The following is an 18585-nucleotide window of genomic DNA, read 5'->3' as shown; positions in this document are numbered from 1 at the left end:
AGCTCTTTCTCCCCGTCACTATACGGGGAGAAATGCCCGGCAGGGCAATGAGGGGCGGCGCCGACCTCGACAATTGGTCGGTCTTCTACACAAGTAGCAAGCGATTACTGCTGAAGCGGCTACCCTGGACAACGCCAATCCGGGGTTTGAAATTTCCGCGAACTATCGCCAAGATGCGGTCGACCAGCCAGAAAGCCACCGATGTCCGAGACCGCTCATCTCGCCGCTACCATCTTCAAGCGCGCCGGCAAGGCGCAGCGTTTCGTCGTTGCCATCGCCGGTCCTCCGGGCGCCGGCAAGTCGACGCTTTCGGCCCGCTTGCATGAACTGCTGCCGGAGGGCGCGGCCGAGGTGGTGCCGATGGACGGCTTCCATTACGACGATGTCGTGCTCGAGCGGCGCGGCCTGCGCGCGCGAAAGGGCGCTCCGGAAACCTTTGACTTTGCCGGCTTCGAAACCCTGCTGAAGCGCATCCGCGCGGGCGAGCCCGACATCGCCATTCCGGTGTTCGACCGCAGCATGGAATTGTCGCGCGCCGCCGCCTCGATCATCGCCGCCGATACCAAGTTCATCCTGGTCGAAGGCAATTATCTCCTGCTCGACGAGGAACCCTGGTCGCGACTGGCGCCGCTGTTCGATTTCTCGATCTTCATCGGCGTGACGCGCGCCGAACTCGAGCGCCGGCTGCTTGAGCGATGGCACGAGCATGGCCGCTCCGACGAGGACGCCCGCGCCTGGATTGCCTCCAACGATATGCCGAATATCGACCGCGTGCTTGCCCGCCGGCGCCCCGCCGATCTGGTGATCGGCGATCAAGCCTGATCCGGGCAGGGCGGCCCCGCCGGAACCTTAGGACTTTCCGGTCGTTGTCTCAGATACGGCAATGATGCTGACATGAGGGAAACGTTCAATGGCTACCATGGCAAGAAAGCCTACGCCCGCCAAGGGCAGGGCGACTCGATCAAAGGCAACTCAATCAAAGACGGGCGCTGGCCCGGCGGTCGCCGCTCGCTCCAAGGATGCGGCAAAGCCTACTTTTGGCAAGGCGACACCGAAGAAAGTGAGCCAGGCCACAGCCAAGTCAACGGCAAAACCCGCCAAGCCGAGGAAATCGGCAAGCGGCGGCAGCTCGATGGCAGACAGCGCCATGCGCACGGTCAAAACGACGGCCAATGTGGCGGCCGGTGCGGTTGTCGCCACCGCCAGGGGCGCCGCATCGCTGGCCGCTTCCGTCATGGGCAAGAGCGGCTCGAAACCCAAACCCAAGGCGAAATAAACCGCCGCTTTGTGCGGCTCGACCGGTTACCGCCAGTCAGCCCCGCGCGGGAATGTCGAGGCCCCTTTGCACCGCCGGCCGGGCAAGGCCGCGTTCCAACCATGGCGCGACATTGGGAAAATCGTCGAAGCCGACAAGGTCCCGCGCCTCGTAGAAGCCGATCAAATTGCGCACCCAGCCCAGCATCGAGATGTCGGCGATGGTGTAGTCGTCGTCCATGATCCAGCTGCGGCCCTTCAGCCGCGTCTCGAGCACGCCGATCAGCCGCCGCGATTCGTCGCGATAGCGCTCCAGCGGCCGCTTGTCGGCGATCTCGCGCCCGGCGAATTTGTGGAAGAAGCCGACCTGGCCGAACATCGGGCCGATCGCCGCCATCTGGAAGAACACCCACTGGATCGTTTCGTAACGCCGCACCGGGTCGGCCGGGATCAGCTTGCCGGTCTTGTCGCTGAGATAGAGCAGTATGGCGCCGGATTCGAACAGCCCGATCGGCCTGCCGCCCGGACCGTTCGGATCGATCATCGCCGGTATCTTGCCGTTGGGGTTCAGTGACAGGAATTCCGGCGTCCAGCTTTCGTTCTTGCCGATGTTCACCGCATGCGCCTCGTATGGCAGGCCGAGTTCCTCCAGCGCGATCGACACCTTCACGCCGTTCGGCGTTGGATACGAATAGAGCTGGATGCGGTCGGGATGGCTGGCCGGCCAGCGCGTGGCGATCGGAAAGGCGGACAGGTCGGTCATCGAAAACTCCTTGGCGGGGATTTTTTGCGCGCAAGCGGGAGGGGCGGATCGCTGAGAATTAAGCGCGACGGATGGCCCGATCAATATGACGGGTGAAAAGTCTCGCCGTGCCCGGGCAACCAGCCGTGAACCACCTGCGGTCAGATCGCCTTGACCGCCAGCACCGCATTGGTGCCGCCGAAGGCGAAGCTGTTGCTCATCGCAACGCGTACGTTGCGCTCGCGCGCCTCGTTCGGCGTGATGTCGAGATCGCAATCGGCATCGGCCTCGCGAAAATTGGCCGTCGGCGGCACGATGCCGTCGCGGATCGCCATGATGCAGGCGATCAACTCCAGGGCGCCCGACGCGCCGAGACAGTGGGCGTGCATCGATTTGGTCGACGAGATGGAAAGCCTGTGGGCATGATCGCCGAAGACGCGCTTGATCGCCGCCGTCTCGATCTGATCGTTGGCCTTGGTGCCGGTGCCATGCGCATTGAGATAATCGATGTCTTCCGGATTGAGGCCGCCGTCGACGAGGCAGAAGCGCATCGCCGCTTCCGGCCCTTCGATGGTCGGCGCGACGATGTCGGAGGCATCGCCGGAAACGCCGACCCCGGCGATTTCAGCGAGAATTGTGGCGCCGCGCGCCACCGCATGCTCATAGGTTTCCAAAACCGCCATGCCGGCGCCTTCGCCGAGCACCAGACCCTGGCGATCGGCCGAAAACGGCCGGCACGTGTCGGGTGCCAGCACCCGCAGCGCCTCCCAGCCTTTCAGGATGCCCCAGACCAGCGGCGCATCGGTGCCGCCGGCGATCATGATATCGGCGCGGCCGAGCCTGATCTGGTCGACCGCCGAGGCGATCGCGTGATTGGACGAAGAGCAGGCCGAGGTGATACCGAAAACCGGTCCACGCAGGCCGAGATTCATGCTGACATGGCCGGCCGCCGCCCCAGGCATGACTTTCGGCACGGTGAAGATGCCGGCGCGGTTCTTGCCTTCGAGCAGGATGGCGCGATAGCTCTCTTCGATTGCTTCCCAGCCGCAGACGCCGACGCCCACGATGGTCCCCATCCTGTAGGTGTTGGCTGCGTGCGAGGTCAGCCCGGCTTGTTGCGCGGCCTCCCGTGCGGCGATCGTCGCCAAAAGGCTGAAGCGGTCCATCGACACGACCTGCTTGCGGTCGATGCCGTGATTGGGAAGCACCTTGATTTCGCAGCCGACCCTGACTTTCAAGTCATACAGTTCCGAATTGACGATCGGACCGATGGCCGAACGGCCGGCGCGCATCTCGCCCCAGATCTCAGGTGCATTCGCGCCGAGCCCGCATATGCCGCCGATGCCGGTAATGACGACGCGCTTGTGCATTCAGTCAGGCTTTTTCGCGATCAGCGCGCGAACCGCCTCGACCATGTCGCCGACGTTCTTCAGGTTGCTCCAGGCATCGACCGTGTTCATCTCGATCTCGATGCCGTACTGTTCCTCGAGGTCGAAGATGATCTCCGTCAGTTCCAGCGAATGGATGCCAAGCGAGGTCAGTTCGGTATTGGTGGTGATTTCTTCGCCACCGGGCTCGGCATGAGCCTTGATCTTCGCGATGATGTCTGTTGCCAGCTGGTCAGCCATTCGGTTCCTTCCCCAACCTTGTCGTTTCTCGACGCCGACTGATCAGCGCCCCTTTTTCCGGATTCAAATCGTCATCGTCGCCTTCTACCCCGTCAGGCGCTGCGTGACAGTACCAAGGTGGCTCCCTCTATAGAAACCGAAACGTTGTCAAGCAACAAGCTATATATCGACAAAGCCGCCGCTGTGCTTAACGTTGGCGCTGTGGATATGATCGAACATGGCCTGACCTCGGCGCTGCCGGCCCAGCGCGTCGCCGGAATGGCGCAGCTTGCCTGCGACAGGACCGACGGCCGCACGCGTCTTCGGCGCCTTTATCAGGATGGTTCCGCCAAGATCCGCATGCCGGCCGTCTCCGCCGATCCGCTCGAAGCCGTCTTGATCAACACGGCCGGCGGGCTGACCGGCGGCGACCGCCTCGGCTGGGAAGTCGATGTCGGCGCCGGCGCCTCCGCCTCCATCACGACCCAGGCCTGCGAGAAGGTCTACCGCGCCGCGTCCGATCGCGCCGAGGTGCGGGTGAAGCTGACTGTCGGCGCGGACGGCCGAATCGCCTGGCTGCCGCAGGAAACGATCGTCTTTGATCGATCGGCCTTTGCTCGCAGGCTCGACCTGGAGCTTGCCGCCGGCGCCGAGGCGCTGGTCCTCGAGGCAACCGTCTTCGGCCGCCTCGCCATGGGCGAACGCGCCGCGCAGGGCAGTTTCCACGACCGCTGGCGCGTCAGCCAGGACGGAGCGCTCGTTCATGCCGAGGATTTCCGCATCGGGCCCGGTATTGCGGCCACTTTGGGCCGCTCAGCGGTGGCCGGCGGCGCCATCGCCCTGGCGACGGTGCTGATGATCTCGCCGCGGGTGGAGGCTTTGCTCGATCCGGCCCGGCACATCATCGGCGACCAGGGCGACGCCAGCGTCTGGAACGTGAAGAAATCTGGCAAGCTTCTTGCGAGGCTGTTCGCCGAGGACGGCTACCAGCTCCGTAAGCGGCTGGTTCCGCTTGTCGAATTGCTTAACGGACGGGCGGGTCTGCCCAAATTATGGTCACTCTGATTCCGGTTACGCCAATCTTGTTTACGCCACCCAAAGGAAACGCATGAATCTGACGCCAAGGGAAAAGGACAAGCTGCTGATCGCCATGGCGGCGATTGTGGCGCGCAAGCGGCTCGAACGCGGCGTCAAGCTCAACCACCCGGAAGCGATCGCGCTGATCAGCGACTTCGTCGTCGAGGGCGCCCGCGACGGCCGCCCGGTCGCCGAGCTGATGGAGGCCGGCGCCCACGTCGTCACCCGCGCGCAGGTGATGGAGGGCATCGCCGAGATGATCCATGACGTGCAGGTCGAAGCGACGTTTCCCGACGGCACCAAGCTGGTGACCGTGCACGAGCCGATAAGGTGAGGCCGATAAGGTGAGGAGAGGAAAATGCTTGAGCTGCGCCCCAATTGCGAATGCTGCGACAAGGACCTGCCGCCCGAGACGACGGATGCACTGATCTGCACCTTCGAATGCACCTTCTGCGCCGATTGCGCGGACAAGGTGCTGGGCGGCGTCTGCCCGAATTGCGGCGGCAATTTCTCGGTGCGGCCGATCCGGCCGGCAGCGATGCTGAAGAAATATCCCGCCTCGACAAAGCGCGTCCTCAAGGCCGAAGGCTGCGGCCCGGCCCGCAATGCCGCGTGACGGCTCGATCCTGACAACGGAAGGCATACAGATGATCCCCGCAACCATCAAACGCACGTCTCTCCCAGCGATCCTGCTTCTCGCCGCCGCAATGCCCGCTTATGCCCATGTCGGCATCGGCACGACCTCGTCCTTGTCAGCCGGCTTCATGCATCCGCTTTCCGGCCTCGACCACATGGCGGTGATGATCGCGGTCGGGTTGTGGGCGGCGCTCAAGGGCGGCAAGGCGGTTGTTGCCTGGCCGCTCGCCTTCGTCGGCGTTATGCTGGCGGGCGGCACGCTCGGCATGCTGCAGGTGCCAGTGCCGTTCGTCGAACCGGGCATATTGGCGTCGGTCGTGGCGTTGGGGCTGCTGGTCGCGCTCGCGGTCGATCTTCCGGTTTCGGCCGGCGTCGCCATCCTCGGCCTGTTCGCGCTGTTCCACGGTCACGCCCATGGCACCGAGGTGCCTGAAAACGCCGGCGGGCTCGAATACATGGCCGGCTTTGCCGCCGCCACCGCGCTGCTCCATGCCGCCGGCCTCGCTGCCGGGCTTGGGCTTGGCGAGCGGTTCCGCGGTCTTGCCCGCGTCGCTGGCGGCGCCTGTGCCGCCGTCGGTGCCGGCCTCGTCTTCGGCGTACTGTGAGGCCGGCGATGATCCCGGGCGAAATCATCACAGCAGGCGGCGAGATCGAACTGAACAAGGGCCAGCCGACCGTCACCATGAAAGTGGCCAACAGCGGTGACCGGCCGATCCAGGTCGGCAGCCACTACCACTTCTTCGAGACCAATGAGGGGCTAAAATTCGATCGCGACAAGGCCCGGGGCATGCGCCTCGACATCGCTGCCGGCACGGCGATGCGCTTCGAGCCCGGCCAGGAGCGCGACGTCACATTGGTACCGCTCGGCGGCAAGCGCGAGGTCTACGGGTTTCAGCAGAAGATCATGGGCGCGCTGTGATATCCACGAGGTCAAGCAGTTTCGGCTCAGCCGGGCGGCTTGGCCGCCGCGTAGATGACGACCTTTCCGGGATCGTCGAATTCCACGGCAAGGACGTCTTCAGTCAGCACGCGTCGAGAGTCGATGGCGTTGAACAGCAATGCGTTCGCCTCGATCTCCTTGCGCAGTTCCGCAATGTCTTCCTGATGTTCCTTGACCTTGGTCTCGATCTCCGGCGGCGGACCGCCTTCCGTGCGCGCGGCATCGGTGAGGAACACGATATCGACCTTGTCGAGCTTGGATGTCTTGCGCACCGCGCCGATGTTTTCACGCGTCCGATCTATCGCCGTGGCGACTTTGCCGGCTTCCACGGTCGTGTTGGTCTCTTCCTGGCCGACCTCCGAGCCGATGATCCTGTTGACGGTATCAGGGCCATCAGGGCCTTCAAGCCCCTGCGCATTCAGCGCGGCATGAGGAACACTCGCCGCGAGAAAGGCAGTTGCGGCAATCATATGCAGCCATCTGGTATCGGGGAAGGTGGTGATCGCCATCGCTCGCTCTCAGAGCCTCTTTCGAGACTCGTTTCTAGGCCAAAAAGTCGAAACGTATTCCGTCCTGCGAAGGTTCCCTCCCCGATGCGGCAGGCCGGCCTTGTGCCGGCCCGCCATAGCGCATCGTCAGCTCGCTTTCTTGGTGATCAAGGTCAGCGCGCCATTCGTGTCCATGCTGGCGGCGATCACTTGCGCCGAGGTCAAACCCTTGGCTTCGAGCGCGGACTTGACCTGGGGCGTCGCGTCAATCGAGCTGCGCAACTTCTGCAGGCCGTCCTCGCCGCGCTTGGCAATCACGTCGTTGACCTTCGTCTGCGTTTCCTTGGGCAGTTCTTCGATGTCGACGACGTTGACGGTCTGAATCGCCGGCGCTTGCGTTTGAGCGCCGGGCGCCGCGGGAGCGGGCGAAGCCGGCGGCTCACTGGGTTGCGGCGCAGGCTGTGGCTGGGCGCTGGCAGCGGTGGCGAGCAGGAGGGTGGCGGCGGCTGCGAGACTTATCGTTTTGCGCATGGATCTTCCTTTCCATCGAGTGGCAAACGGTCGTTTTGGGGTGACCCGGCCACCTCAAACGCTAAATGGGATCGGAAAGTGTCGCCCAGCGGGTCATTGCGTGACCATAGGATGGCGACAATGTGGGGCCGGGCTTCGATAGGCTGTATTTTGGGTCGTATTTCAGGAGCAATTGCCGATGGCTAGAATCACCCGCGCCGCCTATGCCCAGATGTACGGCCCGACCGTCGGCGACAAGGTGCGGCTTGCCGACACCGAGCTGTTCATCGAGGTCGAAAAGGATTTCACCCACCATGGCGAAGAGGTGAAATTCGGCGGCGGCAAGGTCATCCGCGACGGCATGGGCCAAAGCCAGGTGTCCCGCGCCCAGGGCGCAGTCGACACCGTCATCACCAATGCGCTGGTTGTCGATGCGTCAGGCGGCATCTTCAAGGCCGATATCGGCCTCAAGGACGGCCGCATCGCCGCGATCGGCAAGGCCGGCAATCCGGATATGCAAAACGGCGTCACCATCATCATCGGCCCCGGCACCGAGATCATCGCCGGCGAAGGCAAGATCCTCACCGCCGGCGGCTTCGACGCGCATATCCACTTCATTTGCCCGCAGCAGATCGAGGAAGCGTTGATGTCCGGCATCACCACCATGCTCGGCGGCGGCACCGGGCCGGCGCATGGCACGCTGGCGACCACCTGCACGCCGGGGCCGTGGCACATGGCGCGCATGATCCAGTCCTTCGACGCCTTCCCGATGAACATCGGCCTGTCGGGCAAGGGCAACGCGTCCTTGCCGGCTGCGCTTGAAGAAATGGTGCTGGGCGGTGCCTGCTCGCTCAAACTGCACGAGGATTGGGGCACGACGCCTGCGGCGATCGACTGCTGCCTGTCGGTCGCCGACGATTACGACGTGCAGGTGATGATCCACACCGATACGCTGAACGAGTCCGGCTTTGTCGAGAACACGGTCGCGGCGATCAAGGGCCGCACCATCCATGCCTTCCACACCGAAGGTGCCGGCGGCGGCCATGCGCCTGATATCATCAAGGTTTGCGGCCTGCCCAATGTCATTCCGTCCTCCACCAATCCGACTCGGCCCTACACCGTCAACACGCTGGCCGAGCATCTCGACATGCTGATGGTCTGCCATCATCTGTCGCCGTCGATCCCCGAAGACATCGCCTTTGCCGAAAGCCGCATCCGCAAGGAAACCATCGCCGCCGAGGATATTTTGCACGACATTGGCGCCTTCTCGATCATCTCGTCGGACAGCCAGGCCATGGGCCGTGTCGGCGAGGTGGCGATCCGCACCTGGCAGACCGCCGACAAGATGAAGCGCCAGCGCGGTTCGCTGCCGCAGGAAACCGGCGACAACGACAATTTCCGCGTCCGCCGCTACATCGCCAAATACACGATCAACCCGGCCATCGCGCATGGCCTGTCGAACGAGATCGGCTCGGTGGCGGTCGGCAAGCGCGCCGACCTGGTGCTGTGGAACCCGGCCTTCTTCGGCGTCAAGCCCGACATGGTGCTGATCGGTGGCATGATCGCCGCCGCCCCGATGGGCGACCCCAACGCCTCGATCCCGACGCCGCAGCCGATGCACTACCGGCCGATGTTCGGCGCCTATGGCAAGGCGATGACCAATTCGTCGGTAACCTTCGTTTCCAAGGCGGCGCTCGATGCCGGCCTGCGCGGCAGGCTCGGCGTCGACAAGCAGATGGTCGCGGTCGAGAACACCCGCGGCGGCATCGGCAAGCATTCGATGGTGCTCAATGACGCCACCCCGCATGTCGAGGTCGACCCTGAAACCTATGAGGTTCGCGCCGACGGCGAACTACTCACCTGCGAGCCGGCCACGGTGCTGCCGATGGCGCAGAGGTACTTTCTATTCTAACCAATCAACTTCGCCAAAGTTCATGAATTTGGTCAAATGTCTCTGACGGCAAGGTGCGCGCGTTCTGTCGACTGCTCGCCACAAAACTGTGCACGGATTGTCAACCGTCGCGCTGAAAACGTTTCGGAGGATCGGCTGATCGGCTCCATCTTTTGCTTCCAGCTTGGAAATCTGGACCCTTTGGAGCAATATACGCTGGATGAACAAGATTTTTCGAAAACAGCAATTGACGCCCTATGAGGCCGACTATGCTCAGTGGTGCTCCGAACAAGGCGCACTGCTGCGCGAAGGTCGTCTGTCCGACCTCGATCGAGAAAATCTGGCGGAGGAGATCGAGAGTTTGGGGCGTAGTGACAAAAGAGAAATCAGAAGCAGGCTGGGCACCTTGCTACTGCACCTCCTCAAATGGCAATTTCAACCCGAGAAGCGTAAGGCCGGATGGTTGATGACAATCCGCGAGCAGCGATTTCAGATCGAAAACCTGCTCGACGAAAGCCCAAGCCTGAAAGCCTGTCCTGGGCAACAGCTCGGACGAGAATTCAGGATGGCGAGGCTAAAGACGGCGGACGAGACGGGTCTGAACGAGCGTGATTTTCCTGTCGACTGCCCGTATTCGATCAGAGACATTCTCCACCACGATTTTTTCCCGGGCGCTCCATGGTCGTCGGATCAACTTATCCGCGATTAAGCCTTTAGACCGCGACGCTTTGAACAGCCCTATCGCACCGAAGCCTCCTTGGGCGGTTATGAACCAGCAACTCCCCTACGCCCACGACATCTTCCCTCACATCCGCATCATCTTGGGCATGGTGATCGGGCTTGGCGTCACGCGGCTGTTGTCCGGGCTGGCCCGCATTGTCCAGCATCCCGGCCAATACCGGCTCTATCCCGTGCATCTGGCCTGGGTTCTGTCGGTGCTTTTGATGCTGGTGCATTTCTGGTGGTGGGAGTTCGGCCTGTTCCAGATCGAAACCTGGACCTTCGGCAAGTACCTGTTCATCATCTTCTACGCGGTCACGCTGTTTTTGCTCTGTGCGCTGCTGTTTCCGGACTCGATGCTGGACTACACCAGCTACGAGGATTTTTTCTACTCGCGCCGCGCCTGGTTCTTCGGCCTGCTGGCGGCGACTTATCTGCTCGACGTGATCGATACGCTGCTGAAAGGGCCCGAGCATTTCGCTCGCTTCGGCGTGGAATATTTGTTCCGCACTCCGGTGTTCGTTGCGCTTTGCGTCATCGCGATCCTCGTCAGCGACCGTCGCTTCCACATGGCCTTTGTCGCCGCTGCGCTGGTCTATCAGATATCGTTTATCCTGCGGCTCTTCGACACGATCGTTTGACTACAGCGCCGCGCGTCCTTCCGGACGCGCAAAGGACGCTGTAGAAACTTGATTTGGCACATGATCCTTCCCGAAATCGAATTCGATTTCGGAGTCATGCGCTGGTATTGGGTCGATGCCTGGAATGGACTAAGCTTTTACGAGGCAGGTTTTACATGAAGCTCGATATCCGCACCGACTTCACCAAATTCCCGCGTGCCGTCTCGGTGCTCGCCGCCGGCGAAGCGGGAGCGGTCACGCCATATGATCGCGCCGTGCTTGCCCATGACGAGCGGCACCTGCGCCGCCGTGCCATCGAGGTTTCAGGCGGCGACAAGATACTGGTCGACCTGCCCGAGCCGGTTGCTTTGGGCGATCGCGACCGGCTGGTGCTTGAGGATGGCCGCCATGTCGAGATCATCGCCGCGGAGGAGCCGCTCTACGACATCCGCGCCTTGAGCCCGGTTCATCTGACCGAACTCGCCTGGCATATCGGCAATCGCCATCTGGCGGCGGCCATCGAAACGGACCGTGTCCTCATCCTGCGCGACCATGTCATCAAGGCGATGCTGGAAGGGCTGGGCGCCACCGTGCGCGACGTCTCCGAACCGTTCAAGCCGGTGCGCGGCGCCTATTCTGGGCACAGTCACGGTCATGTCCATGCCGAAGCGCATGCACACAGTCACGCTGAGGCGCATTCCCATACACATAGCGAGTCTCATTCCCACAGCCACTCGCACGACCATAACCATGACTGACCAGCCTTCTAACATCGCCTTGTTGCGGCTGATGGCGTGGCTGTCGCCTTCTTTCCCGGTCGGCGGCTTTTCCTACAGCCATGGTCTCGAACAAGCCGTGCATGCCGGGCTGGTCGCTAACAGCAAAGATCTCCCCGCATGGCTGGAGACGCTGGTCGAGCTAGGCTCGGGCTGGAACGACGCGGTGCTGTTCGCCGAGAGCTGGCGGCGCGCCCGCGAGGGCGGCGATCTCGATGAGATCGCCGCCCTCGCCGAGGCATTGGCCGGCTCACGCGAGCGCCACACTGAAACCATCCTGCAAGGGGCGGCCTTCCTGAAGGCGGCCTCGGCCTGGCCTTGCCAGGTGCTGGAACGCCTGCCGGCCGAATGCGCCTATTGCGTCGCCGTCGGCGCGGTGGCCGGCGGCAACGGCATCGCGCTGCAGGACGCGCTTTCTGCCTTCTTGCAGACCTTCTTCTCCAATCTCGTCCAAGCCGCAATCAGGCTCGGCGTCGTCGGCCAGACCGGAGCGACCGCGCTGCTCGCCGGCTTCGAGCCACTGGCCCTGGAAACTGCCGCTCGCGCTTCCCGCTCGACGCTTGACGATCTCGGCGGCTGCGCGTTCGTCTCGGATGTCATGGCGATGAAGCACGAAACCCAGTATTCGCGATTGTTCCGCTCATGATCATTCTCGCCTTCGCGCTCTCGCTCGTCCTGCTGCTGATCACCACGCTGCATGTCTATTGGGGCATTGGCGGCATCTGGCCGGGCAGGGACACTGTCTCCTGCGCCCACGCGGTGGTCGGCTTTCGCGGCGTCGACGAGATGCCGGCGCCCTTCGCCTGTTTTGCCGTTGCCGCTTGCCTCGGCTTGGCAACACTGTGGCCGATGGCGCTCGAGGGTGTTTTTGCCACGCCCTTTCCCAAGGCCGGGCTCGCCGCCACGGCGCTGCTCATCGCGCTGATCTTCCTGGCGCGCGGCGTTGTCGGTTTCACGCCTTGGTGGCGCCGGCTGACGCCGGAACAGCCTTTCGCGCGGCTCGATATCAGCTATTATTCGCCGCTCTGCTTGGTTGTAGGGTTCGGCTTCGCCATTCTTGCCATCACGGAGTTCCCTGCATGACCCAAGCCAACGGTCCTCTTCGCATCGGCATCGGCGGCCCCGTCGGGTCGGGCAAGACGACGCTCACCGAAAAGCTCTGCAAGGCGCTGCGCGAGGAATTCTCGATCGCCGTCGTCACCAACGATATCTACACCAAGGAAGACGCCATGATGCTGGCCAGGCTTCAGGCGCTGCCCGAGGATCGCATTGTCGGTGTCGAAACCGGCGGTTGCCCGCATACGGCCATCCGCGAGGATGCCTCGATCAATCTGCAGGCGATCGCCGAGATGAACAAAAAGTTTCCGGATCTCGACATGATCTTCATCGAATCCGGCGGCGACAATCTCGCCGCTACCTTCTCGCCTGATCTCGCCGATCTGACGCTCTATGTCATCTCGGTGTGCCAGGGCGAGGAGATTCCGCGCAAGGGAGGACCGGCGATCACCCGGTCCGACTTCCTGGTCATCAACAAGAGCGATCTCGCGCCCTATGTGAACGTCAATCTCGATGTCATGGAGGCAGATGCCGCCCGCATGCGCGGCAAGCGGCCGTTCGGCTTCACCGATCTGTCGCGCGGCAAAGGCCTGCAGGAGGTGATCGATTTTATCGTCGAGCATGGCGGGCTCAGGGTCGACGCCGCCAGAAGCACTGCGGCGTAAGCCAACGGCGCTCGCCTGCACCAAACGAAACTGGTTGCGCGCATCTGCGTCGCGCGGCATCCTTGCGTCTTTCACGGAGGTTTTCGATGAGCATCGCCCGCCTGCAGAAAGAACCGCTGACCAACCTGCCCTTCTACGAAGAGCGCGTCGATCTGGCTTGCGCCTTTCGCTGGACGGCGCGGCTCAACATGCACGAGGCGGTGGCCAATCATTTCTCGCTGGCCGTCAACGACGACGGCTCGCAATTCCTGATGAATCCCAACCAGGTGCATTTCTCGCGCATCAAGGCGAGCGATCTGCTGCTGATCGACGCCAACGATCCCGATACGCTCTCCGGCCCAAATGCGCCCGACCCGACGGCGTGGGGCTTGCATGGAGCCATCCATCGTAATGTGCGTCATGCGCGCTGCGTCATGCATGTGCACTCGATCCATGCCACCGTGCTCGCTTCGCTCGCCGATTCGACGCTGCCGCCGATCGACCAGAACTCGGCGGTCTTCTTCAACCGCCACGTCGTCGACGGCCATTATGGTGGGCTCGCCTTCGAGGAGGAGGGCGAACGCTGCTCGCAATTGCTCACCGATCCCAAGGTCAAGGTGATGGTCATGGGCAACCATGGCGTTCTGGTCATCGGCGATACCGTCGCCGACACCTTCAACCGCATGTTCTATTTCGAACGCGCCGCCGAAACCTACATCAAGGCGCTGTGGACAGGCCGGCCGCTGCGGGTCCTTTCGGACGAAATCGCGGAGAAGGCGGCAAAGGAACAGGAAGACTATCCCGGCCAGGCCGAACGGCACCTGTCCGAATTGAAGGCGATCCTCGACGAGCAGGAGCCCGTTTACCGGAACTGACAGTCCCTTCTCCCCGTATAGCGGCAGGGGAACGACGTTCTCATCCCGGCTCGCCAATCATCAGCGTTGCAGGAAGAGCGTCCGGAGTTGCCAGCTCAGAGCCCCAATTCAGCCCGCAATTCGTCTGCGCTGTTGATGTTTATCGCGCCCAGCGGTCCTTCCATGGGCGCTTCCGGCCAGAACATCGTTCTCATTCCCGCCGCCAGCCCTGCCGTGGCGCCGGTCACGCTGTCGTCGACGGCCACGGCATCGGCCGGATCGACCCCGGCCAGCCAGGCGGCACGCAGGAACGGTTCGGCATGTGGCTTGCCTTCGCGCACGTCGTTGCGGCTGACCGTCTTCATGCCGGGATAGAAGAGACCGACCATGCGCAGATTGGCATCGACGATCAGCCGGTCGGAATTGGACACCACCGCTTGCGCCACGCCAAGCGCGCGCAGTTCGTTGTAGATCTCGATCGCGCCGGGACGTGGCTTCAGCGTCTCGGCCATCGGCAGGTAATGGTCGTATTTGCGCACGATCCAGTCGTCGAAAGGCAGGTCGAGGCCGAACTCGTCGCGCAGCATCTCGTAAACCGGCCATGCGGCAATGCCGAGCACGCGCTCATGCAGATTGGCCGGCGCCGCGATGCCGACGCTGTGCAGCGCCGCCACCAGCGCAGCCTCGTGCAACGGCTCGCTGTCGACCAGCGTACCGTCCATGTCCCAGAAAACTGCTTTCGGCGTCATGCAAGAATCCTTTCTCGATCCCCATACGGCGTTTGTGTTCCGAGATAAACCTTCGGGTCGCGGTCAGCGATGCCGGCACGGGTCGAATCGTCTCTCGTCTTGTCAGAAACATGCAAGCAATTGCTCTGATGATAGGCAATTGCGCGCAACCGCGTTCCCTGCAAGACTATACAATCCGTTTCAAACGGTCGACGGGCTGGGAGGCGAGACGTGAATTCCCGACAGGACAGCGGCAGCAACAGGCTGGACGACGCAGCGCGCGCCGGCTGGCTCTATTATGTTGCCGGCAACACGCAGGACCAGATCGCCTCGACGCTCGGCATCTCGCGGCAGACGGCGCAGCGGCTGGTGTCGCTGGCCGTGTCGGAAGGGCTGATCAAGGTGCGTGTCGACCATCCGATCGCCAATTGCCTCGACCTCGCCGCACGGCTGAAATTGCGCTTCGCGCTCGACCTGGTCGAGGTGGCGCCGAGCGACCCAGCTTCCCCTTCCACCATCATCGGCGTCGCCGAAGCGGCGGCCGGGGAGATCGAGCGGCGGCTGCGGTCGCCGACGCCGATCGTCATGGCGATCGGCACCGGCCGCACGCTGAAGGCGGCGATCGAGCAACTGCCGCCGATGGAATGTCCGCAGCACAGGGTCGTGTCGCTGACCGGCAACATCTCGCCGGACGGTTCGGCCGCTTTCTACAACGTCATCTTCACCATGGCCGACAGGGTCAAGGCGCGGTCCTTCCCGATGCCGCTGCCGGTCATCGCCTCCTCGCCGGAGGAGCGCGAGATGCTGCTCAGCCAACCGATGATCCAACCGACGCTGGCACTTGCCGCGGAGGCCGACGTCACCTTCGTCGGCATCGGCGATCTCGGCCCGAAGGCGCCGCTTTATGAGGACGGCTTCATTTCGGAAAGTGAACTAAAAGCGCTGCAGAAGGCGGGCGGCGTCGCCGAAATCGTTGGCTGGGTGTTCGATCGCGAAGGCCGGATGATCGAGGGCATCACCAATGACAGGGTGTCTTCGGCATCGTTGCCATCGCGCGAAAAGTCGCTGGTGATCGCGCTCGCCATGGGCGAGCGGAAACTGCCCGGCATCCTTGCGGCGGTGAATCGGCGGCTGGTCAATGGCCTCATCACCGACGAGCGGACCGCCGCCGCCTTGCTGGCCGGCGCATGACCTCGAACCCTTGGTTCGGATAGGATCATGCGCGAGAGTAGAAATGCAGCGTCCTTAAGGACGCGCGGCGCTGCATCTGATTTTGCGATAAGTCCAGCAAGGCTATTTGCGTCGGCCGTTAGGATCGTTGCCGTCGAGAAAACCCATGTCGCGTTGCAGATGCGGCGGCAGTTCCCTGACGTCGAGATAGGCCCGTTTCCTGGCCGCGTGCTGTGCAAATCCATGTGCCAGCCGTGAAAACCAGCCATAGGCTGGAGTAAGGAACAACTTTTCCTGTACCGTGGTCATGATCGTCAGCCTTCGTTATGTCTAGACGAGAGTGATCGTCGACCTCAAATATCGGCCGTATCGGCCCGTGCTGCCAATCAAACGTCGATCACGGCCCATAAGGAGGGCTTATGCCTGAACTCAAGTCTCGGCAGGTCTCCCAACTCCCTCCGCTTCAGGCGATCCGGGTGTTCGAGGCGGTGGCGCGGCATCTTTCCTTCACCAAGGCCGCCGGCGAGCTCGGCATGACGCAGGCGGCGGCGAGCTACCAGATCAAGCTCCTGGAGGAGCGCGTCGGCGCGCCTTTGTTCCTGCGCCGTCCCAAGCAGATCGTGCTGACCGAGGCGGGACAACGCATGGCGCCCGCGGTCAGCGAGGCGTTCGCCCTGTTGGGTGGAGCCTATGCCGCCGCCCGCAGCGGCGCCGACGGAGTACTTTGCGTCTCGACGCTGCTGACTTTTGCTTCCAACTGGCTGGCGCAGCGCCTCGGCTCGTTCCAGGTCGCGCATCCGTCGCTGGCGGTGCGTCTCGACACATCGAACCGCGTGGTCGATTTCGCCCGCGAGGATATCGATATCGCCATCCGTTCGGGCGGCGGAAACTGGCCGGGCGTGGAGGTCCACAAGCTTTTCAATGCGAACTTCACGCCGATGCTGAGCCCGAAACTCGCCGCGACCATCGGCGGGGTGAAGGAGCCGGCCGATCTGTTGCGCCTGCCGATCCTCGACCCCGGCGACATCTGGTGGCGGGACTGGTTTATCGCTGCCGGCCTGCCGGTCGAGGAACTCGCCAAACGCCCTGGCTCCAGCATGGGTGCCCAGGCTTATGAGGCGAACGCCGCGATTGCCGGGCAGGGCGTGGCGATCGTGACGGCCGCTCTTTTCAAAGCCGAGCTTGCCGACGGCCGGCTGATTCAGCCTTTCGATCTGGTCGGTGACGACGGCCAGGCCTATTGGCTGGTCTATCCCCAGGCGCGGCGCAACGTGCCGAAGATCCGCGCCTTCCGCGATTGGATCCTGGCCGAGATTGCCGGCCAATAGGTCGACAATCCATCCGATCAAGCGGGCGTTGAAATCCGACACTTCGCGCGCGCCGGGCGCCATCCCAACCGTCCTCAAACACTTCCGCAAGCCTCCGGAACCGGATGCCGCAGGAGCCAGCGTGCTGCGCTGCAGCAACGAATCCGGCTTGACATAATTCACGGAGAGTGAGTAATTGCCCATAGCCAAGGCAAATGCTCAGCTTGGTCTATGGGAGGAATTGATGAAATTTCGTACGCTCACCCTGGGTCTGTTGTCGGCCAGCGCATTTGCGTTCGCCGCGCATGCCGAATCCATCACCATCGCCACCGTCAACAATGGCGACATGGTCCGCATGCAGACGCTGACCGACGACTTCACCGCCAAGAACCCCGATATCCAGCTCCAGTGGGTCACGCTCGAGGAGAACGTGCTGCGCGAGCGCGTCACCACCGACATCGCCACCAAGGGTGGCCAGTATGACGTGATGACCATCGGCACCTACGAGGTTCCGATCTGGGCCAAGCAGAGCTGGCTGCTGCCGCTCGACAAGCTCGGCGACGACTATGACGTCAAGGACATTATCCCGGCGATATCAGGCGGCCTGTCGGTCGACGGCAAACTTTATGCCGCACCGTTCTACGGCGAAAGCTCCTTCGTCATGTACCGCAAGGACCTGATGGAGAAGGCCGGGCTGACCATGCCCGACGCGCCGACCTGGGACTTCATCAAGCAAGCCGCCGACAAGATGACCGATCGCGCCAACGGCGTGAACGGCGTCTGCCTGCGCGGCAAGGCCGGCTGGGGCGAGAACATGGCCTTCCTGACCGCCATGTCGAACTCCTTCGGCGCACGCTGGTTCGATGAGAACTGGAAGCCGCAGTTCGACCAGCCCGAATGGAAGAACACGTTGCAGTTCTATGTCGACCTGATGAAGGCCAATGGGCCGGAAGGCGCTTCTTCCAACGGCTTCAACGAAAACCTGGCGCTGTTCCAGCAGGGCAAGTGCGGCATGTGGATCGATGCCACCGTCGCTGCCTCCTTCGTCTCCGACCCGAAGAACTCGACGGTCGCCGACAAGGTCGGCTATGCGCTGGCGCCCGACAATGGCTTGGGCAAGCGCGGCAACTGGCTGTGGGCCTGGTCGCTGGCCATTCCCGCCGGCACGCAGAAGGCTGATGCCGCTCAGAAATTCGTCTCCTGGGCAACCAGCAAGGCCTATGCCGAGCTCGTCGCTTCGAAGGAAGGCTGGGCCAATGTTCCGCCCGGAACGCGCTCTTCGCTCTACGCCAACCCCGAGTACCAGAAGGCGGCGCCCTTCGCCAAGATGACGCTGGACTCGATCAACGCCGCCGATCCGACGCATCCGACCGTCAAGCCGGTGCCCTATGTCGGCGTTCAGTTCGTCGCCATTCCCGAGTTCCAGGGCCTTGGCACCACCGTCGGCCAGCTCTTCTCGGCCGCACTCGCCGGCCAGACGAGCGTCGACGACGCCTTGAAGCAGGCGCAGGACGCTGCCACGGCGACGATGACCGAGGGCGGTTACATCCAGTAAGGCTCCTCCC

General features: G+C 63.0%; 26 protein-coding genes. 18 read left to right on the top strand and 8 right to left on the bottom strand.

The genetic code is table 11. The features are described from left to right. Positions 1-201: 201 nt before the first annotated feature. The gene (locus NKH73_RS02020) at positions 202-822 is read left to right on the top strand and encodes a nucleoside triphosphate hydrolase (RefSeq protein WP_352927308.1); all 621 of its coding nucleotides are present in this window, start codon (positions 202-204) and stop codon (positions 820-822) included. 150 nt (positions 823-972) lie between these two features. Here the strand turns inward: NKH73_RS02020 and NKH73_RS02015 are convergent, their stop codons facing one another. Next, the gene (locus NKH73_RS02015) at positions 973-1149 is read right to left on the bottom strand and encodes a hypothetical protein (RefSeq protein WP_352927306.1); all 177 of its coding nucleotides are present in this window, start codon (positions 1147-1149) and stop codon (positions 973-975) included. On the opposite strand from NKH73_RS02015, the gene NKH73_RS02010 reads away from it, so the two are divergent. Further along, a complete protein-coding gene (locus NKH73_RS02010) occupies positions 1148-1276 on the top strand; it encodes a hypothetical protein (RefSeq protein ID WP_352927304.1) in 129 nt (42 codons plus the stop codon). The genes NKH73_RS02015 and NKH73_RS02010 overlap by 2 nt on opposite strands. A gap of 36 nt (positions 1277-1312) precedes the next feature. Here NKH73_RS02010 and NKH73_RS02005 read toward each other — a convergent pair whose 3' ends face one another. The 3 genes from NKH73_RS02005 to NKH73_RS01995 all read right to left on the bottom strand — a co-directional run bounded on the left by NKH73_RS02005 (position 1313) and on the right by NKH73_RS01995 (position 3624). Beyond that, complete coding sequence (locus tag NKH73_RS02005) at positions 1313-2017, bottom strand: glutathione S-transferase family protein (protein ID WP_352927302.1); 705 nt, start codon at positions 2015-2017, stop codon at positions 1313-1315. A gap of 140 nt (positions 2018-2157) precedes the next feature. Then, complete coding sequence (locus tag NKH73_RS02000; protein ID WP_352927299.1) at positions 2158-3366, bottom strand: beta-ketoacyl-[acyl-carrier-protein] synthase family protein; 1209 nt, start codon at positions 3364-3366, stop codon at positions 2158-2160. Further along, the gene (locus NKH73_RS01995; RefSeq protein ID WP_352927295.1) at positions 3367-3624 is read right to left on the bottom strand and encodes an acyl carrier protein; all 258 of its coding nucleotides are present in this window, start codon (positions 3622-3624) and stop codon (positions 3367-3369) included. 201 nt (positions 3625-3825) lie between these two features. Between NKH73_RS01995 and NKH73_RS01990 the strand changes: the two genes are divergently transcribed. From NKH73_RS01990 to NKH73_RS01970, 5 genes are read left to right on the top strand one after another with little or no spacing between them, the layout of a single operon-like run. Further along, positions 3826-4668, top strand: a complete 843-nt coding sequence (locus NKH73_RS01990; protein ID WP_502893907.1) for an urease accessory protein UreD — start codon at positions 3826-3828, stop codon at positions 4666-4668. A gap of 43 nt (positions 4669-4711) precedes the next feature. Next, complete coding sequence (locus tag NKH73_RS01985; protein ID WP_006325996.1) at positions 4712-5014, top strand: urease subunit gamma; 303 nt, start codon at positions 4712-4714, stop codon at positions 5012-5014. A 24-nt stretch (positions 5015-5038) separates the two neighbouring features. Then, positions 5039-5296 carry a DUF1272 domain-containing protein gene (locus tag NKH73_RS01980; protein WP_292627250.1) on the top strand — a complete coding sequence of 86 codons (258 nt, stop codon included), beginning with the start codon at positions 5039-5041 and terminating at the stop codon, positions 5294-5296. Positions 5297-5327: 31 nt separating this feature from the next. Then, positions 5328-5921, top strand: coding sequence for a HupE/UreJ family protein (locus tag NKH73_RS01975; protein ID WP_352927288.1), 594 nt, complete (start codon positions 5328-5330; stop codon positions 5919-5921). Between the two features lie 8 nt (positions 5922-5929). Then, complete coding sequence (locus tag NKH73_RS01970) at positions 5930-6235, top strand: urease subunit beta (protein WP_065011660.1); 306 nt, start codon at positions 5930-5932, stop codon at positions 6233-6235. Between the two features lie 26 nt (positions 6236-6261). Here NKH73_RS01970 and NKH73_RS01965 read toward each other — a convergent pair whose 3' ends face one another. Next, positions 6262-6765 (bottom strand): hypothetical protein, encoded by a 504-nt coding sequence (locus NKH73_RS01965; protein WP_352927284.1) that lies wholly within the window; start codon positions 6763-6765, stop codon positions 6262-6264. A gap of 126 nt (positions 6766-6891) precedes the next feature. Then, positions 6892-7275 (bottom strand): hypothetical protein, encoded by a 384-nt coding sequence (locus NKH73_RS01960; protein ID WP_352927282.1) that lies wholly within the window; start codon positions 7273-7275, stop codon positions 6892-6894. Positions 7276-7453: 178 nt separating this feature from the next. On the opposite strand from NKH73_RS01960, the gene ureC reads away from it, so the two are divergent. The 8 genes from ureC (at position 7454) to NKH73_RS01920 (ending at position 13836) form a co-directional block, all read left to right on the top strand. Then, positions 7454-9166, top strand: a complete 1713-nt coding sequence (gene ureC, locus NKH73_RS01955; RefSeq protein ID WP_352927279.1) for an urease subunit alpha — start codon at positions 7454-7456, stop codon at positions 9164-9166. A 199-nt stretch (positions 9167-9365) separates the two neighbouring features. Next, a complete protein-coding gene (locus tag NKH73_RS01950; RefSeq protein WP_352927277.1) occupies positions 9366-9854 on the top strand; it encodes a DUF29 domain-containing protein in 489 nt (162 codons plus the stop codon). A gap of 58 nt (positions 9855-9912) precedes the next feature. Further along, a complete protein-coding gene (locus tag NKH73_RS01945) occupies positions 9913-10506 on the top strand; it encodes a hypothetical protein (protein WP_352927275.1) in 594 nt (197 codons plus the stop codon). A 155-nt stretch (positions 10507-10661) separates the two neighbouring features. Then, positions 10662-11243, top strand: a complete 582-nt coding sequence (locus tag NKH73_RS01940) for an urease accessory protein UreE (protein ID WP_352927273.1) — start codon at positions 10662-10664, stop codon at positions 11241-11243. After that, the gene (locus tag NKH73_RS01935; protein ID WP_352927270.1) at positions 11236-11907 is read left to right on the top strand and encodes an urease accessory protein UreF; all 672 of its coding nucleotides are present in this window, start codon (positions 11236-11238) and stop codon (positions 11905-11907) included. The genes NKH73_RS01940 and NKH73_RS01935 overlap by 8 nt, the downstream gene beginning before the upstream one ends. Next, positions 11904-12344, top strand: coding sequence for a DUF3995 domain-containing protein (locus tag NKH73_RS01930; RefSeq protein ID WP_352927268.1), 441 nt, complete (start codon positions 11904-11906; stop codon positions 12342-12344). Before NKH73_RS01935 ends, NKH73_RS01930 begins: the two co-directional genes overlap by 4 nt. Continuing rightward, positions 12341-12982, top strand: a complete 642-nt coding sequence (gene ureG, locus NKH73_RS01925; RefSeq protein ID WP_352927266.1) for an urease accessory protein UreG — start codon at positions 12341-12343, stop codon at positions 12980-12982. The genes NKH73_RS01930 and ureG overlap by 4 nt, the downstream gene beginning before the upstream one ends. Positions 12983-13068: 86 nt before the next feature. After that, positions 13069-13836, top strand: a complete 768-nt coding sequence (locus NKH73_RS01920; protein WP_352927263.1) for a class II aldolase and adducin N-terminal domain-containing protein — start codon at positions 13069-13071, stop codon at positions 13834-13836. A 95-nt stretch (positions 13837-13931) separates the two neighbouring features. Here NKH73_RS01920 and NKH73_RS01915 read toward each other — a convergent pair whose 3' ends face one another. Beyond that, on the bottom strand, positions 13932-14564 hold the full coding sequence (locus NKH73_RS01915; RefSeq protein WP_352927260.1) for an HAD family hydrolase: 633 nt from the start codon (positions 14562-14564) through the stop codon (positions 13932-13934). 210 nt (positions 14565-14774) lie between these two features. Between NKH73_RS01915 and NKH73_RS01910 the strand changes: the two genes are divergently transcribed. Continuing rightward, a complete protein-coding gene (locus tag NKH73_RS01910; protein ID WP_352927257.1) occupies positions 14775-15734 on the top strand; it encodes a sugar-binding transcriptional regulator in 960 nt (319 codons plus the stop codon). Between the two features lie 102 nt (positions 15735-15836). Here the strand turns inward: NKH73_RS01910 and NKH73_RS01905 are convergent, their stop codons facing one another. Then, entirely contained in the window at positions 15837-16022 is a 186-nt protein-coding gene (locus NKH73_RS01905) for a hypothetical protein (RefSeq protein WP_352927254.1), read from the bottom strand. A gap of 110 nt (positions 16023-16132) precedes the next feature. Between NKH73_RS01905 and gcvA the strand changes: the two genes are divergently transcribed. Both gcvA and NKH73_RS01895 read left to right on the top strand, forming a co-directional pair. Next, positions 16133-17041: a transcriptional regulator GcvA gene (gcvA, locus tag NKH73_RS01900; RefSeq protein WP_352927251.1), complete on the top strand. Its 909-nt coding sequence runs from the start codon at positions 16133-16135 to the stop codon at positions 17039-17041. Between the two features lie 223 nt (positions 17042-17264). Continuing rightward, positions 17265-18575, top strand: a complete 1311-nt coding sequence (locus tag NKH73_RS01895) for an ABC transporter substrate-binding protein (RefSeq protein WP_352927248.1) — start codon at positions 17265-17267, stop codon at positions 18573-18575. Positions 18576-18585 lie beyond the last annotated feature (10 nt).

The organism is Mesorhizobium sp. M0938 (assembly GCF_040319125.1).
Lineage (GTDB): Bacteria > Pseudomonadota > Alphaproteobacteria > Rhizobiales > Rhizobiaceae > Mesorhizobium > Mesorhizobium robiniae.
This window is presented reverse-complemented; position numbering and strand designations above follow the sequence as displayed.

Excerpts from the sequence above, each read along its gene's own strand:
- NKH73_RS02020 (WP_352927308.1), top strand. The coding sequence starts at position 202 with ATGTCCGAGACCGCTCATCTCGCCGCTACCATCTTCAAGCGCGCCGGC.
- NKH73_RS02010 (WP_352927304.1), top strand. The coding sequence starts at position 1,148 with ATGCGCACGGTCAAAACGACGGCCAATGTGGCGGCCGGTGCGGTTGTC.
- NKH73_RS02015 (WP_352927306.1), bottom strand. The coding sequence starts at position 1,149 with ATGGCGCTGTCTGCCATCGAGCTGCCGCCGCTTGCCGATTTCCTCGGC.
- NKH73_RS02005 (WP_352927302.1), bottom strand. The coding sequence starts at position 2,017 with ATGACCGACCTGTCCGCCTTTCCGATCGCCACGCGCTGGCCGGCCAGC.
- NKH73_RS02000 (WP_352927299.1), bottom strand. The coding sequence starts at position 3,366 with ATGCACAAGCGCGTCGTCATTACCGGCATCGGCGGCATATGCGGGCTC.
- NKH73_RS01995 (WP_352927295.1), bottom strand. The coding sequence starts at position 3,624 with ATGGCTGACCAGCTGGCAACAGACATCATCGCGAAGATCAAGGCTCAT.
- NKH73_RS01985 (WP_006325996.1), top strand. The coding sequence starts at position 4,712 with ATGAATCTGACGCCAAGGGAAAAGGACAAGCTGCTGATCGCCATGGCG.
- NKH73_RS01980 (WP_292627250.1), top strand. The coding sequence starts at position 5,039 with ATGCTTGAGCTGCGCCCCAATTGCGAATGCTGCGACAAGGACCTGCCG.
- NKH73_RS01975 (WP_352927288.1), top strand. The coding sequence starts at position 5,328 with ATGATCCCCGCAACCATCAAACGCACGTCTCTCCCAGCGATCCTGCTT.
- NKH73_RS01970 (WP_065011660.1), top strand. The coding sequence starts at position 5,930 with ATGATCCCGGGCGAAATCATCACAGCAGGCGGCGAGATCGAACTGAAC.
- NKH73_RS01965 (WP_352927284.1), bottom strand. The coding sequence starts at position 6,765 with ATGGCGATCACCACCTTCCCCGATACCAGATGGCTGCATATGATTGCC.
- NKH73_RS01960 (WP_352927282.1), bottom strand. The coding sequence starts at position 7,275 with ATGCGCAAAACGATAAGTCTCGCAGCCGCCGCCACCCTCCTGCTCGCC.
- ureC (WP_352927279.1), top strand. The coding sequence starts at position 7,454 with ATGGCTAGAATCACCCGCGCCGCCTATGCCCAGATGTACGGCCCGACC.
- NKH73_RS01950 (WP_352927277.1), top strand. The coding sequence starts at position 9,366 with ATGAACAAGATTTTTCGAAAACAGCAATTGACGCCCTATGAGGCCGAC.
- NKH73_RS01945 (WP_352927275.1), top strand. The coding sequence starts at position 9,913 with ATGAACCAGCAACTCCCCTACGCCCACGACATCTTCCCTCACATCCGC.
- NKH73_RS01940 (WP_352927273.1), top strand. The coding sequence starts at position 10,662 with ATGAAGCTCGATATCCGCACCGACTTCACCAAATTCCCGCGTGCCGTC.
- NKH73_RS01935 (WP_352927270.1), top strand. The coding sequence starts at position 11,236 with ATGACTGACCAGCCTTCTAACATCGCCTTGTTGCGGCTGATGGCGTGG.
- NKH73_RS01930 (WP_352927268.1), top strand. The coding sequence starts at position 11,904 with ATGATCATTCTCGCCTTCGCGCTCTCGCTCGTCCTGCTGCTGATCACC.
- ureG (WP_352927266.1), top strand. The coding sequence starts at position 12,341 with ATGACCCAAGCCAACGGTCCTCTTCGCATCGGCATCGGCGGCCCCGTC.
- NKH73_RS01920 (WP_352927263.1), top strand. The coding sequence starts at position 13,069 with ATGAGCATCGCCCGCCTGCAGAAAGAACCGCTGACCAACCTGCCCTTC.
- NKH73_RS01915 (WP_352927260.1), bottom strand. The coding sequence starts at position 14,564 with ATGACGCCGAAAGCAGTTTTCTGGGACATGGACGGTACGCTGGTCGAC.
- NKH73_RS01905 (WP_352927254.1), bottom strand. The coding sequence starts at position 16,022 with ATGACCACGGTACAGGAAAAGTTGTTCCTTACTCCAGCCTATGGCTGG.
- gcvA (WP_352927251.1), top strand. The coding sequence starts at position 16,133 with ATGCCTGAACTCAAGTCTCGGCAGGTCTCCCAACTCCCTCCGCTTCAG.
- NKH73_RS01895 (WP_352927248.1), top strand. The coding sequence starts at position 17,265 with ATGAAATTTCGTACGCTCACCCTGGGTCTGTTGTCGGCCAGCGCATTT.